The sequence below is a fragment of the Rathayibacter sp. PhB152 genome, assembly GCF_003751395.1.
Classification (GTDB): Bacteria; Actinomycetota; Actinomycetes; order Actinomycetales; family Microbacteriaceae; genus Rathayibacter; species Rathayibacter festucae.
Genome location: NZ_RJUT01000003.1, coordinates 70,298 through 83,781, shown reverse-complemented (window position 1 = coordinate 83,781; position 13,484 = coordinate 70,298). Strand labels below are relative to the sequence as shown.

The following is a 13,484-nucleotide window of genomic DNA, read 5'->3' as shown; positions in this document are numbered from 1 at the left end:
CGGACACGGGCCGCCCGGCGGACGCCCGACGCCGAGTGGTAGACCTGTCCCATGAGCAACGACATCCGCGAACTCTCCGAGGGCGAGAGCTACCTCGCCTTCTTCCAGGGCGGGCCGTTCGACGGCCAGACCGAGACCCGTGTCAGCACCGAGGGGGGCTACGAGAAGTCGGTCGACGTCTACGCCGCCGTCGACGGCCAGGAGACGCACCTCGTCTACACGTCCGTCTCGGCCAAGGAGGTCGGCGAGTCGGTCCACGTGACCTACGCGCTCGACGCCCCCGACTCCGACCCCGTCGAGGACCCTGAGGACCGCGGCGGCGGATTCCAGTAGTCCGCAGCAGCGCCTCCCCGCTCCCGCGCGGGAGCACGGACGCCGTCCCGGTCGCGATCCGCGATCCGGGGCGGCGTCTTCGTCTGCGCCCGGAGGCTCTTCATGACGAACCGTGACGTCGTCCAGGTCCGCTCCGAGTCCGCGTCCCTACGATCGCGCCGGAGCGTCCGATCCACGGCCGCCCGGACGGAGACGACGATGCCCACCGAGCAGACCACCGCGACGATCGGCGCGCAGACCGCCGACTTCACCACCGGCTTCACCGAGACGATCGGCGACGAGCTCGCTGCGGTCTTCGCGAGCGAGCAGGCCGACCTCGTCGAGAACGGCGTCCCCGCCGGAGCCGTCGCGGCCGGGGAGCGGCTGCCGAGCGCGACCGTGGTCACCGAGGGCGGCGACAGCGTCGCGCTCTCCTCCCTCCTCGGCGACGGCCCGGCCGTGCTGGTGTTCTACCGCGGCGCCTGGTGCCCCTACTGCAACATCACGCTGCGTCACTACGACGCGACCCTCGCCCCCGAGCTGGCGAGCCGCGGCGTCGCCTTCGTCGCGGTCAGCCCGGAGACGCCCGACGCCTCCGCCACGCTGGGCGGCGAGCTCGGCTTCACCGTCGTCACCGATCCGGGCAACGCGCTCGCCACCGAGCTCGGCATCGTCACCGCCCCCAGCGACGCGGCGATCGAGGCGCACACGGCGCTCGGCTTCGCGGTGAAGGACTCGAACGCCGACGACACCCCCGCGATCCCGTTCCCGACCGTCCTGGTGCTCGACGCCGAGGGCGTCGTCCGCTTCGCCGATGTGCACGTGGACTACACGACGCGCACCGAGACCGAGGCGATCCTCGCCGCGGTCGACGCGCTCTCCTAACCAGCGCGGGGAGGGGCTGTCAAGGGTCCCTCCCCTCACGGCTCGCTCCCCATCCGCGGCGCCACACTCCTTCGAACCACGCATGACGCCGATCCTCGGCGCCGGAAGGAGCACGACTCATGGCAGAGATCACCGCCCACCACGGCCTCTTCAAGGACACGGACCTCCACGTCGACGACACCGGCGGCTCGGGTCGCCCCGTCGTCCTGATCCACGGCTGGCCCCTCTCGGGCGAGTCCTGGAGCGAGCAGGTCCCCGCGTTCGCGGCGGCCGGCTTCCGCGTCATCACCTACGACCGCCGCGGTTTCGGCCGCAGCGACAAGCCGCTCACCGGCTACACCTACGACACCCTCACCGAGGACCTGCACACGCTGCTCACCGAGCTCGACCTGCAGGACGTCACGCTCGTCGGCTTCTCGATGGGCGGCGGCGAAGTCGCCCGCTACTTCTCGAAGTACGGCACCGAGCGCCTGCACAGCGTCGTCTTCGCGTCGGCCGTGCCGCCGTACCTGATGAAGACCGACGACAACCCGGACGGACCGCTCGAGAAGTCGGCCGCCGCCGAGATGGCCGCCGGCCTCACCAAGGACGAGGACTCGTTCTACGAGCAGTTCACCACCGAGTTCTTCTCGGTGAACGGCGAGCTCAAGGTCACCGAGGCGCAGCGCCAGGACGCGCTCGCGCTCGCGAAGCAGTCGTCCAAGCACGCCGCGCTGGCCTGCATGGCCGCGTTCGCCGGCACCGACTTCCGCGAGGACCTGCCGAAGGTCATGGTTCCGACGCTCGTCATCCACGGCGGCGGCGACGGCACCGTCCCCTTCGAGGGCTCCGGTGCGCGCACGCACGCCGCGATCCCCGGCTCCGAGCTCCACGTCGTCGCCGGCGCCCCGCACGGCGTCAACGTCAGCCACGCCGAGGAGTGGAACCGCGTCGTCCTCGAGTTCCTGAAGAAGTAGCACGGAGGAAGGGGCGCTCCGCTGCGGCGGGGCGCCCCTTCCGTGTTCCCGGATCTCGATACGCGCGCTACTCGATCAGCATGGAGGCCGCGCTGCTCGCTCTCTCAGATCAGCCTGAACTGCATGCTGGTCGAGTAGCCGCGGCACGCGGCGTATCGAGCGGCGAAGCCGCTTCGCGTCTCGGTGGTGAGGGAAAGGGACGCGGCTGCGCCGCGTCATGCTGGTCGAGTAGCCCCGCCAGGGGCGTATCGAGACCCGCCGTCACCAGCAGAGCGGGTCTGCAGACTCAGGTGCAGACGGTGGTGGATCTCGATACGCCCGCTGCGCGGGCTACTCGATCAGCATGGTTCTTCCATACTTGTGAGGTGATCTTTCCTAGGAGACCCGGAAGCACAGCGCGCTATGCGCGCCCTCGGCGTCAGCCCTTCTCCGCGCCCTCCGTGGTGTTCATGATCCGCCGCTGGAAGACGAAGAAGAGCACCGCGACCGGGATCGACATCAGCACGGCCGCCGCGAGCTGCAGCGGGTACTGGTTGCCCGTGCCCAGCTGCCCGGAGACCAGCGAGGCGACTCCGGTCGTCAGCGTGTTCAGCTCCGGCGACTGCCGCGAGACGACGAAGTGCGAGAACTCGTTCCACGAGCCCTGGAACGACAGGATGAACAGCGTCACGATCGCCGGCCGCGCCATCGGCACCACGATCGAGCGGAACGTCCGGAAGACGCCCGCCCCGTCGATCCGCGCGGCCTCCTCGATCGACAGGGGGATCGAGTCGAAGAACTGCTTCATGATGAAGATGCCCGCCGCGTCGACGATCAGCGGCACGATCATCCCCGCGTAGCTGTCGTAGAGCCCGAGCTGCTTGAGGATGAGGAACCGCGGGATCAGCAGCACCACCGCCGGCACGCTCATCACGCCGATGAACAGCGCGAAGAGCAGCCCGCGCCCGCGGAAGCGCAGCCGCGAGAGCGCGTAGCCCGCGAGCGAGTCGAAGAACACCCGCCCGACCGTGACGAAGACGGTCACGATCACCGAGTTCAGCGTCCAGAGCGGCAGCGGCACGTCGGTGAACAGCCGCTCGTAGGAGGCGAACGACCAGGTCGCCGGCAGCAGCGACAGCGGGTTCGAGGTCGCGTCGGCGTCGGTCTTGAACGACGACGCGACCGAGATCAGGAACGGGTAGATGTAGACCAGCGCGAGGCCGATCAACAGCAGGTAGCCGCCGATCAGCGAGGCGCGGCCGCGGGCACCGAGCTGCACGCGGCGGTGCGGCAGCGGTGCCTGGGGCGGCGGCTCCGCCTCGGTGCGCGGCTCGGAGTCGACCAGGGTGCTCATCGCACTCCTCCCGTCGTGAGGGTCGTCGCGGCGTCCGCGCGGGCGGCCCGGCGGGTCCGGCGGGCGCTCGGCTCGCCCTTCTCGCGGAGGATCGCGCGCTGCAGCAGCGTCAGGACGACGATGATGAAGAACAGGATGAAGGCGATCGCCGCGCCCTGACCCCAGCGGAGGTCCGTGAACGACGACTCGTAGGCGAGGTACGCCGGCGTGAGCAGCGTCTTGCCGGGCGCGCCGCCCCCGGTCAGGTAGATCTGGTCGAAGACCTGCCAGGTGCCGATCAGCCCCAGGGTGAGCACGGTGAACAGCGTCGGCTTCAGCATCGGCAGGGTCACCGAGAAGAACTTCCGCAGCGGTCCCGCGCCGTCCATCAGCGCCGCCTCGTCGATCTCGGCGCCGATGTTCTGCAGCGCCGCGAGGAACAGCAGCATGAAGGTGCCCGAGGTGGTGAAGATCGCCATGGTGATCAGCACGCACATCGCGACCGACGGACCGGACAGCCAGTCCCACCAGGTCAGCCCCAGCGGAGCGCCGCCCGCGAACCACGCGCCGTCGACGCCGACGAGCCCGAGCAGCGAGTGCAGCACCCCGGTCGGGTCCGCCATCCAGGTCGGGCCGTCGGCGCCGAACCAGCCGAGCACCGCGTTGACGACTCCGGAGGCCGAGAACAGGAACAGGAAGATCACGGTGATCGCGATCGACGAGGTCACCGAGGGGAAGTAGAACGCGGTGCGGAAGAAGCCGCGCCCGCGCAGCACCCGGCGGTTGACCTGCACCGCCAGGAACAGCGCGAGCGCGGTCTGCAGCGGCACGACGAGCAGCACGTAGTAGACGTTGTTGCGGATCGCCGTGCCGAAGTCCTTCTGCGCCAGCCCGGAGTCCAGCAGCACCGCCCGGTAGTTGTCGGCGCCGACGAACTGCGCGGTCGGGCCCAGCGGCGAGCCGAGACCGTTCCAGTTGCTGACGCTCACCCAGAGCGCGAGGGCGATCGGGACGACCAGGAAGACGCCGACGACCAGGATCGCGGGGAGGGTGAAGAGCCAGCCGTAGCGGGCCTCGTTCCCGCGGATGCCGGAGCGGCGGCTCCGGGCGGCGGTGGCGGTGCTCATCGGCGTCGTCCCGCGCTACTTCGCGTTCGCGGTGTCGAGCGCGTCCTGCAGGTTGGTCTGCAGGTCCGCGAGGATCGCCTCCGGGTCGCCCGACGCCAGGCCCTCGAGGGCCGAGTTGAAGTCGGTGATCACGGTGGCGGCGCCGGCGAAGGCGACCGGGCTGACGGCGTAGTCGTTGCCGGTGACGAAGGCGGCGTTCTCGGGGTACTTGCTCGCGTACTCCGCGGCGCCCGACTCGGTCGAGGGGATCACGCCGAACGCGTCCGAGAAGGCGAGCTGCTGCTCGTCCGAGGTGAGCGACGCGACGAGCGACTCGGCCTGGTCGGCGGTGGTGCTGCCGGCCGGGATGCCCCAGCAGTTGCTGAAGGTGAAGGTCGACTTGCCGCCGGGGCCCTCGGGCAGCTCGGCGACCGTGTAGTTCACGTCCGGGTAGTCGGCCTCGAGCGCGCCGTTGATCCACGGGCCCTCGATCACCATCGCGGCAGCGCCCTTGCCGAATGCCTCGCCGGACCAGCCGGAGTCGAGGTCGGCCGGGAACTTCAGAACGCCGTCGCTCAGCAGGGTCTTCACCTCGGTGAGTCCGGCGACGTTCTCGGGGGTGTCCGCGGTGACGGTGGTGCCGTCCTCGGAGAGCAGCGAGCCGCCGGCCTGGTTCATGAAGGTGCCGATGCGGGCGTACTCGGGGCCGAAGGACAGGCCGGTCACGCCGTTCGAGGTCAGCTTCTGCGCAGCGGACTGCAGCGAGGCCCAGTCGGTCGGGATGTCCGCGTCGGTCAGGCCCGCGGCCGCCCAGAGGTCGGTGTTGATCACGAGGCCGAGCGTCGAGAAGTCCTTGGGCTCGCAGTAGAACTGGTCGTCGTAGGTGAAGGCGTCCCGCAGCGCCGGGTAGAAGGCGCCTGCGTCGTCCGCGTCCTGCGCGTAGGGCTCGAGGTAGCGGTTGCTCGCATAGGTCTGGAACTGGTCCCAGCTCATGTAGAAGAGGTCGGGCGGGTTGCCGCCCGAGAAGCCCTGGCCGAGCTGCTGGGTGAGGTCGCTGGCCGCGACGACGTCGACGGCGGTGTCGTTCGCCTCGCCCCAGGAGTTCACGGCGTCGGTGACGGCGGTGGTCTCGGCGTCGCCGGACGAGCCGATCATCACGGTGAGCCCGGCGGAGTCGTCCGATCCGCCGCCGCCGCCGCTCGAGCAGGCGCCGAGGGAGAGGGCGAGGCCGCCGGCGAGGACCGCGGCACCCCAGCGTGCCGTTCTGGTGCTGTGCGTCATGTTCTGACCTTTCATGGGTTTCGGGAGGGAGTCGTGGGGAGTCGTGGGGGAAGGTGGCGCCCGGTGTGCGGCGTCAGCTCTCGGAGTGGTGGAGCGGGGTGCGCACGACGAGGTGCGGCGTGATGAGTCGGTGCGCCTCCCCGGGTGCGAGGGGGCGGTGGACGACGTCGTCGCCCTGCTCGCCGAGGAGGAGCTCGAGGGCGCCGGCCGCGACCGCACCGAGGTCCTGCTCGACGCTGGAGAGGCCGACGGCGCCCGCGACCGGGGTGTTGTCGAAGCCGACGATCGCAAGGCTCGGCCGGCCGACCGCGACGGCCGCCATCGAGGCGCCGAGGGCGAGGGAGTCGGAGACGCAGACGAGCCCGTCGACCTCGGGGTGCGCCTCGAGGAAGGCGATCGCTGCGGAGCGCGCGCGCTGCACGTCGTCCTCGGCCTCCGCGACGAGCAGCGGCACGCCGGCGAAGCGCTCCGCCATCACCCGCTCCCAGCCGCTGCGGCGGTCGTCGCCGGTCGCCGAGCCGTCCGGCCAGCCGAAGAAGGCGATCCGGGAGCAGCCCTCGTCGGCGAGATGCGCGGTGGCCTGCGCGACGCCTGCGGCGCCGTCGACGTCGACCCAGAGGTGCTGCGGGTCGCCCTGGTCGTCGAGCCCCCAGGGGCGGCCGAAGGTGACGAACGGGACGCCCTGGTCGATCAGCCAGGCCGTGCGCTGGTCGCCGTAGAAGGTCGAGGTGAGCACGAAGGCGTCGACGTCGGCGCCGTCGCGGAGCTTGCCGATCCGCTCGATCTCCTCCTCGGGGCTCGCCGCCGTGTAGAGCAGGATCCGCATGCCGCGGGCGTCGGCCTGCTCGGTGACGGCGTGCAGGAAGCGGTCGAGCAGGCTGCCGGAGACGCCGTCGAGCACCCGGTCCATCCGCACGCCGATCGTCCCCGACTTGCGGGTGCGCAGGCGCCGGGCGGAGGCGTGCGGCCGGTAGTTGAGGTCGCCGATTGCCTTCTCGACCCGCTCCCGCGTGCTCTCGCGCACGATCTGCGGGCTGTTCAGCACGTTCGAGACGGTCTGGCGCGAGACACCGGCTGCGCGGGCGACGTCCTCGACGGTCGGCAGTGCCATGCGTCCTCCTCGACGGGTGTGCGGTGGTGCGGTCCTCGGGCTTGATCGTTCAAATCCCGGTGAACCGAGTTATTTGATCGATCAAATTCCTGGGTAATGTTACCTGCGGCGACGGCGCTGTCAACCGGCCGTACGCTCCAGTACCGACGATCCAGTGAGGAGTCGACCGTGACGACCGACCACGACGACCGCCCCCGCCCGCCCCGGCAGCCCCTGCTGAACGACGCCGTCGTCCTGCTCCGGGCCCCCACCCAGCTCTGGAGCGACGACGCCGGCGAGCTCGGCGCGCTGCCCGCGCACGGGCTCTACCACGGCGACGTCCGCGTCCTGGCGGGCCTGCGCCTGCTCGTCGGCGGGGAGCCGCTCGAGTCGATCGCGGTCGGCCGCGACGGCGCCTCCTCCGCCCGCTTCACCGCCCTCGCGCGCCACCTCGACGACGACGCCGCCGACCCGCGGCTGCGCGTCGTGCGCCTCCGCACGGTCACCGCCGGCGGGCTCGAGGAGCGGATCCGGCTCGAGTCGGCGCTGCCCGACGCCGTCGCCACCACGGTCGAGCTCGCGCTCGACCCCGACTTCTCGCTCGTGCACGTGGTGAAGGCGGGGCTCCGCGACGAGACCGCGGTGGCGACCGCCGTCGACGGCTCCTCCCTGGTCTGGACGCACGCGGGCGCCCGCGCCGAGGTCCGGGCCGAGGGTGCCGCGGTCTCTCCCGGCGGGACGCTCTCCTGGGACGTCGTCGTCCCGGCCCGCGGCTCGGTCGAGGTCGCCTGGAGCATCGCGATGACCGACTCCGCGGCCGTCGTCGGCGCCGCCCCCGGCCCCGCGGAGTGGGCGGGCGCGACCGTCGAGGCCGGCGACTCGCGCCTCGCCGCCTGGTGCCGCGCCGCCCTCGACGACCTGGACGCGCTGCGGATGGTGACCCTCGAGCGGCCGGACGCGCCGTTCCTCGCCGCCGGCGCGCCCTGGTTCTTCACGCTCTTCGGCCGCGACTCGATCTGGGCGGCGCGGATGCTCCTCCCGCTCGGCACCGAGCTGGCCGCCTCGACCCTCCGGGTCCTCGCGGGGCTGCAGGGCACCGAGCACGTCGCCGAGACGGCCGAGCAGCCGGGCAAGATCATGCACGAGCTGCGCTCGACGACCCTCGAGATCCCGGGCGAGGGCGTCTCGCTGCCGCCGCTCTACTTCGGCACCGTCGACGCGACCGCCCTCTGGGTCTGCCTGCTGCACGACGCCTGGCGCTGGGGTCTCGCGGACGAGGAGGTCGAGGCGCTGCTGCCGGCGCTCGAGGCCGCGCTGCGCTGGCTCCGCGACGAGGGCGACTCCGACGGCGACGGGTTCCTCGAGTACGTCGACACCACCGGCCACGGCCTCGCGAACCAGGGCTGGAAGGACTCGGGCGACTCGATCCAGTGGCGCGACGGCAGCCTCGCCGACGGGCCGATCGCGCTCTGCGAGGTGCAGGCCTACGCCCACGAGGCGGCGGTCGGCGGCGCGGCGCTGCTCGAGCACTTCGGCCGCGACGGAGCGGAGTGGCGCGCGTACGCCGCCGCGCTCAAGGGCCGCTTCACCGGAGCCTTCTGGATCGACGACGCGGACGGCGGGCACCCCGCGATCGCGCTGGACGCGGCCAAGCGCCCGGTCGACACCGTCACCAGCAACATCGGGCACCTGCTCGGCACCGGGATCCTCGAGCCGGAGCAGGCGGCGCGCGTGGCGCAGCTGCTCGGCTCCCCCGAGCTCGACTCGGGATACGGGCTGCGCACCCTGTCGACCGACTCCGGCGGCTACTGGCCGCTCTCGTACCACGGGGGCTCGGTCTGGGCCCACGACACCGCGATCGCCGTGACCGGGCTCGCCCGCGAGGGCTTCGGCGCGGAGGCGACCGCCCTCTCCCGCGGACTGCTCGCCGCTGCCGAGGGCTTCGGCTACCGGATGCCCGAGCTGCACTCCGGCGACGCCGCCGCCGAGGTGGCGGCCCCCGTGCCGTACCCCGCCGCCTGCCGCCCGCAGGCCTGGTCGGCCGCCGCCTCGATCGCCGTGCTCTCCGCCGCCCTCGGCCTCGCCCCCGGCGGCTCGACGCTCGTCGTCGCCCCGATCACCCCGCCCCTCGCCGGCTCGATCCGCGTCGACGGGATCCGCTACCGCGGCTCCGTCGTCCCCATCGACTGGCGCGACGCCCACTGAGCGGCGGAGCCGCGCCGACCGAGCGGCCCGCGCGGCGGGCCGCTCCCTCCATGCTGATCGAGGAGGCCGGGCAGCGGCCGTCTCGAGATCCACCCGCGTCGACAGCCCCGCCGTCAGGACAGCCGCGCCACGACCGCGCGGGCGATCCGCCGGCCGGAGCGGTTCGCGCCGATCGTCGACGCCGTCGGTCCGTAGCCCGCGAAGAAGACCCGGGGGTCCGTGAGCGACGCTCCGTCCTCGACCGCGACCCCGCCCTCGCGCTCGCGCAGGCCGAGCGGCGCGAGGTGCCGCAGCTCCGGACGGAATCCCGTCGCCCAGATGATCGCGTCGGCGCGGGTGTAGGAGCCGTCCGGCCAGCGCACCCCGTGCGGCTCGATCGAGGAGAACATCCCGCGCTCGTGCAGCACGCCGCGCTCGATCCCCGCCACGACCCGGCGCGTGCGCTGCACCCCGGTTCCGCCGACGATGCTCGGCAGCGCGCGACCGGCCCGCGCCGCGCGGTCCTGCTCCGCCACCGCCTCCACCGCCGACTCCAGCGCGAGCTGCTCGCCGTCCCGGTAGACCACCGGTCGCCGCGTCGCCCAGGTCAGCGAGCGCGCGACCCGCTCCAGCTCGAGGAGGAAGCCGATCGCGGAGGTCCCGCCGCCGACCACGATCACCTGCTGCCCGGCGAAGTCGGCGGCGCGCAGGTACTCGGTCGTGTCGATCTGGACGCCCTCGAAGTCGTCCCGGCCCGGGTAGTACGGCAGGAACGGCGAGCCCCAGGTCCCGGTGGCGTTGACCAGGATCCGCGCGCGCTCGCTGCCGGCGTCGGTCTCCACGACGAGCGGTGCCGTCCTGTCGCCGATCGTCGCGCTGCTGACGCCGCGCACCGCCACCGGCCGCCGGACGGCGAGCTCGTAGGCGCTCTCGTAGGCCTCGTAGTACTCCGTGACGACGTCCCGGGCGGGCCGCCGGCGGTCCGCGGTCGCGAAGGACAGGCCGAGCCGGTCCATCCCGGGCAGGTCGTGCACCCGGTGCGCGGAGCCGAGCCGGAGCGCCTCCCAGCGGAACTGCCAGGCGCCGCCGGCGCGCGGCCCACGGTCCAGGACGGCGAAATCGACGCCCGGGCGCAGGCCCAGACGGCGGAGGTAGTAGGCGACCGAGAGCCCCGCCTGACCGGCGCCGACCACGACGACGGGCCGCGGATCGAGCGCACTGTCCACGGTGCTCCCCACGCGGTCGGGAGGCGCCGCTCACTCCGCTGCTCGCGCACAGGGGGGCCGGTGCCTCGTCTGCTAAACTACCGGCTAGATTTCATACTTCCTGTCTGCTTCTTTTTCTCCAGCCGGCTCACTGCCCGTCTGGCCTGTCATCGTGAGGGGGTCACCCATGGGGCGCGGCCGTCAGAAGGCAAAGAACACCAAGATCGCTCGGGAGCTGAAGTCGTTCAGCCCAACGGTCGATTACAGTGCGCTCGAGCGCGAGCTCAGCCACCCGGACGAGCCGGACTACTCGAAGTGGATCGACGACGAGGACGAGGGCGACGACACCGACCTCGTCGAGGAGCAGCACCAGAAGCGTGCCTGATCCCTCCTCCGCCGCGGGGCCGCTCCAGTCGAGTGACCCCGCGGCTTCTGCGTTCCCGGAGCGGTCTGCGTTCCCGGAACGGTCTCCGCTCTCGGATCGGTCCGGACAGCACGGCCGCGTCGAGCAGCTCTCGACCCGTGTCGCGTACGAGACGCCGTGGATCCGCGTCCGCGAGGACGAGGTGCGCTGGCCGGGCGGTGTCGAGGGCGTCTACTCGGTCGTCGAGCGCGCCGACTACGCGCTGATCGTCCCGCGCGAGCGCGACGGCTTCTGGCTGGTCGAGCAGTACCGCTACCCGATCGGCCGCCGCACCTGGGAGTTCCCGTCCGGCGGCTGGCCGCACGACTCGCCCGGCGGCGACGCCGAGGCGCTCGCGCGTGCCGAGCTGCGCGAGGAGACCGGACTGCGCGCCGGACGACTCCGACCGCTCGGCCGTCTCAGCGAGGCCGACGGCTTCGTCGCGCAGTCGTTCGACGTCTTCCTGGCCGAGGACCTCGAGCACGGCGAGCCGGAGCGCGAGGAGACCGAGCAGGACATGCGCCAGCAGTGGTTCCCGGACGCCGAGGTGGCGGCGATGGTCCGCTCCGGCGCGATCGTCGGCACCTCCGACGTCGCCGCGCTCGGGCTCTTATGGCTGGACCGGGGGCTCGGCTCGTGAGCGCGCCGACCGCCCGGGCGCGGACGATGTCGGTCGTCGCTGCCAGGATGTCGAGATGAAGCCCGCGTCCGCGCCGTCGCCCGTGTGGCACTCGGAGACGCGCGGTCGCGACCTCGACGAGGCGCGCGCGTTCTACTCCCGCGGCTACAACGGGTCGGGCTTCCGCGCCGAGCACACCAGCGTCCCGTTCGCCTACCGCTACGCGTCGACCGGCCCGGGCCCCGTGAGCCTGCACGCGGCCTCCTTCCTCGGCTCGGTGCGCGGCACGGTCGAGCCCACCGGCGTCTACGTCGTGCTCTGGCTCAACGACGGGCGCGCGAGCCTCGACCTCGGCCGCGACGAGAACCGGCTGGTCGCCGGCCGGCCGGCGATGTTCCCCTCCGGCCGCCCGTTCGGCTTCGAGACGAGCGAGTACCGCGACGCGCTGGTCCACTTCGACTCCGCCTACCTGGAGCGCGCCGCCGCCGAGCGGCACGGCACCGCGCCCGGCCCGATCCGCTTCGCCCCGCTCGCGCACTCGCCCGCCCCCTGGTGGGCGGCGGTGCGGGTGCTCCGCGACACGCTCACCGGAGTGAAGGCGCCCTCGTCGCTGCAGCGCGAATCCGCGTCGCAGGTCGCCGCCGCGGCCGTGCTGCAGGCCTTCGCGCACCGGGTCGTCCCGCTGCCCTCCGCACCGCACTCTGTCAGCGCCCGGCGGCTGCGACGGGCGGTCGAGTTCGTGCACGCGAACGCCGACCTGCCGCTCGGCGTCGCCGACATCGCCGACGCCGCCGGTCTGACCGTGCGCGGCGTCCAGCTCGCCTTCCAGCGCGCCTACTCGATGACGCCGCGGCAGTACCTGCGCGGCGTGCGCCTCGACCTCGCCCACGACGAGCTCGTCGCCGGGCAGCCGCAGACCGTCGTCGTGGGCGACGTGGCCGCGCACTGGGGCTTCATCAGCGGCGGCCGGTTCGCCCAGCACTACACCCAGCGCTTCGGCGAGCTGCCGAGCGAGACCCTGCGGCGCTGAGCCTGCGAGGCTGAGCCTGCGGTGCCGAGCCTGCGGGGCCGTGTCCGGGCCGCTGTGTCCGCGCCGCCGGACCGGCCTCACTCACTCCGCGACCCCGCACGACGCAGCATCGGCCACAGCTCCCGAGCGTCGGCCCGGCGGACCTGGCCGCACCGCGAGGACTCCGCCGCGCCGACCCCGCCAGGGCTCTCGGAGGCGTAGTGTCCGAAGTCCACCCGCGGAACGACCCGCGGGTCCGCGTCGATGGAGCCGCGATGTTCGAACCCGAAGGATCCGCGCGCCCGGTCGCCCGGATCATATCCGTGACCGCCGCACTGCTGATCGGCGCCGTCCTCGTCGGCGGCGCGGTCGGAGCCGCGGTCGCCCTGGCCCTCTACCTCCCGAGCGCGCTCGCCGCCGGGGCGCTCGACCCCTCCGCGCTGGTCGGCTTCGGGATGCTGATGGGCGTCGCCTCCGGCGCCGGCCTCGGCGCGGTGGGAGGCCTCGGCGCGATCGCCGGCATGGTCACCGTCCGCGCGATGAGCCGTCGGAGCGGTGCCTTCATCGCCGGGACGAGCGTCGGCGCCGCGTTCGGCGTGCTGATCCTCGCCGCGAACCTCCTCGTCAGCCGGGACGCCGCGACCTGGATCACCGCGCTGCTCGCCACGGCGGCCGCCTTCCTGCTCTGCGCCTGGGGTTCGTGGCTGCTGACCCGCCGCGAGCACTCCTGGGAGCGGGCGCACGCCCCCGAGCGCGGGCGCCCTGCCGCGCAGCCCGCTGCTCCGGGCGCGGGACCCTCCCGGAGCCGCCACCGCCCGGCCTGACGCGGGCCCGATCGCCGCCCCACCTCCGGCACGCGAAACCGCCTCCGGCACGCCGGACCAGCCGATACTCGCGAGCCGAGACCCGTTCCGCGTGCCGAAGCTTCTCCGTCGGACCTCCGGCACGCGAGACCATCTCCGGCACGCAGATTCAGCCGATCTCCACGTGCCCAGCCGCGTTCCACGTGCCGAAGGTCCTCCGCCGGAACCTCCGGCACGCGGATCCAACTCCGGCACGCCACACCAGCCGACTTCCACGAGCCGAGGCCCGTTCGACGTGCCCAAGCCCCTCCGCCGGAAC

The 13,484-nt window shown here is 72.8% G+C and carries 13 protein-coding genes; 8 read left to right on the top strand and 5 right to left on the bottom strand.

Annotation, left to right across the window (positions count from 1 at the left end):
- Positions 1 to 51: 51 nt before the first annotated feature.
- The 3 genes from EDF36_RS07350 to EDF36_RS07340 all read left to right on the top strand — a co-directional run bounded on the left by EDF36_RS07350 (position 52) and on the right by EDF36_RS07340 (position 2,153).
- Positions 52 to 333 carry an oligoribonuclease gene (locus tag EDF36_RS07350; RefSeq protein WP_123448078.1) on the top strand — a complete coding sequence of 94 codons (282 nt, stop codon included), beginning with the start codon at positions 52 to 54 and terminating at the stop codon, positions 331 to 333.
- Between the two features lie 198 nt (positions 334 to 531).
- A complete protein-coding gene (locus EDF36_RS07345) occupies positions 532 to 1,197 on the top strand; it encodes a peroxiredoxin-like family protein (protein ID WP_123732855.1) in 666 nt (221 codons plus the stop codon).
- A gap of 119 nt (positions 1,198 to 1,316) precedes the next feature.
- Entirely contained in the window at positions 1,317 to 2,153 is an 837-nt protein-coding gene (locus EDF36_RS07340) for an alpha/beta fold hydrolase (RefSeq protein ID WP_123732500.1), read from the top strand.
- A 418-nt stretch (positions 2,154 to 2,571) separates the two neighbouring features.
- Here the strand turns inward: EDF36_RS07340 and EDF36_RS07335 are convergent, their stop codons facing one another.
- The 4 genes from EDF36_RS07335 to EDF36_RS07320 form a co-directional block, all read right to left on the bottom strand.
- Entirely contained in the window at positions 2,572 to 3,486 is a 915-nt protein-coding gene (locus EDF36_RS07335) for a carbohydrate ABC transporter permease (protein ID WP_123706320.1), read from the bottom strand.
- A complete protein-coding gene (locus tag EDF36_RS07330; RefSeq protein ID WP_123732499.1) occupies positions 3,483 to 4,592 on the bottom strand; it encodes a carbohydrate ABC transporter permease in 1,110 nt (369 codons plus the stop codon). Before EDF36_RS07330 ends, EDF36_RS07335 begins: the two co-directional genes overlap by 4 nt.
- A gap of 15 nt (positions 4,593 to 4,607) precedes the next feature.
- Positions 4,608 to 5,852, bottom strand: a complete 1,245-nt coding sequence (locus EDF36_RS07325; RefSeq protein ID WP_123732498.1) for an extracellular solute-binding protein — start codon at positions 5,850 to 5,852, stop codon at positions 4,608 to 4,610.
- Between the two features lie 73 nt (positions 5,853 to 5,925).
- On the bottom strand, positions 5,926 to 6,963 hold the full coding sequence (locus EDF36_RS07320; RefSeq protein ID WP_123732497.1) for a LacI family DNA-binding transcriptional regulator: 1,038 nt from the start codon (positions 6,961 to 6,963) through the stop codon (positions 5,926 to 5,928).
- 168 nt (positions 6,964 to 7,131) lie between these two features.
- Between EDF36_RS07320 and EDF36_RS07315 the strand changes: the two genes are divergently transcribed.
- Positions 7,132 to 9,147, top strand: coding sequence for a glycogen debranching N-terminal domain-containing protein (locus EDF36_RS07315; protein ID WP_260300572.1), 2,016 nt, complete (start codon positions 7,132 to 7,134; stop codon positions 9,145 to 9,147).
- Between the two features lie 113 nt (positions 9,148 to 9,260).
- Here EDF36_RS07315 and EDF36_RS07310 read toward each other — a convergent pair whose 3' ends face one another.
- A complete protein-coding gene (locus EDF36_RS07310; protein WP_260300571.1) occupies positions 9,261 to 10,352 on the bottom strand; it encodes an NAD(P)/FAD-dependent oxidoreductase in 1,092 nt (363 codons plus the stop codon).
- 166 nt (positions 10,353 to 10,518) lie between these two features.
- Here EDF36_RS07310 and EDF36_RS07305 point away from each other — a divergent pair, with 166 nt between their 5' ends.
- The 4 genes from EDF36_RS07305 to EDF36_RS07290 all read left to right on the top strand — a co-directional run bounded on the left by EDF36_RS07305 (position 10,519) and on the right by EDF36_RS07290 (position 13,186).
- Positions 10,519 to 10,716, top strand: a complete 198-nt coding sequence (locus EDF36_RS07305) for a DUF3073 domain-containing protein (protein ID WP_123448069.1) — start codon at positions 10,519 to 10,521, stop codon at positions 10,714 to 10,716.
- A complete protein-coding gene (locus EDF36_RS07300) occupies positions 10,709 to 11,374 on the top strand; it encodes an NUDIX hydrolase (protein WP_185020402.1) in 666 nt (221 codons plus the stop codon). The genes EDF36_RS07305 and EDF36_RS07300 overlap by 8 nt, the downstream gene beginning before the upstream one ends.
- A 55-nt stretch (positions 11,375 to 11,429) precedes the next feature.
- Positions 11,430 to 12,383, top strand: coding sequence for a helix-turn-helix transcriptional regulator (locus EDF36_RS07295; protein WP_123732494.1), 954 nt, complete (start codon positions 11,430 to 11,432; stop codon positions 12,381 to 12,383).
- A gap of 302 nt (positions 12,384 to 12,685) precedes the next feature.
- Positions 12,686 to 13,186: a hypothetical protein gene (locus EDF36_RS07290; RefSeq protein ID WP_148059992.1), complete on the top strand. Its 501-nt coding sequence runs from the start codon at positions 12,686 to 12,688 to the stop codon at positions 13,184 to 13,186.
- Positions 13,187 to 13,484: the final 298 nt, after the last annotated feature.

Bases quoted from the DNA above. Each gene is read 5' to 3' on its own strand.
- EDF36_RS07350 (WP_123448078.1), top strand. From the start codon at position 52: ATGAGCAACGACATCCGCGAACTCTCCGAGGGCGAGAGCTACCTCGCC.
- EDF36_RS07345 (WP_123732855.1), top strand. From the start codon at position 532: ATGCCCACCGAGCAGACCACCGCGACGATCGGCGCGCAGACCGCCGAC.
- EDF36_RS07340 (WP_123732500.1), top strand. From the start codon at position 1,317: ATGGCAGAGATCACCGCCCACCACGGCCTCTTCAAGGACACGGACCTC.
- EDF36_RS07335 (WP_123706320.1), bottom strand. From the start codon at position 3,486: ATGAGCACCCTGGTCGACTCCGAGCCGCGCACCGAGGCGGAGCCGCCG.
- EDF36_RS07330 (WP_123732499.1), bottom strand. From the start codon at position 4,592: ATGAGCACCGCCACCGCCGCCCGGAGCCGCCGCTCCGGCATCCGCGGG.
- EDF36_RS07325 (WP_123732498.1), bottom strand. From the start codon at position 5,852: ATGACGCACAGCACCAGAACGGCACGCTGGGGTGCCGCGGTCCTCGCC.
- EDF36_RS07320 (WP_123732497.1), bottom strand. From the start codon at position 6,963: ATGGCACTGCCGACCGTCGAGGACGTCGCCCGCGCAGCCGGTGTCTCG.
- EDF36_RS07305 (WP_123448069.1), top strand. From the start codon at position 10,519: ATGGGGCGCGGCCGTCAGAAGGCAAAGAACACCAAGATCGCTCGGGAG.
- EDF36_RS07295 (WP_123732494.1), top strand. From the start codon at position 11,430: ATGAAGCCCGCGTCCGCGCCGTCGCCCGTGTGGCACTCGGAGACGCGC.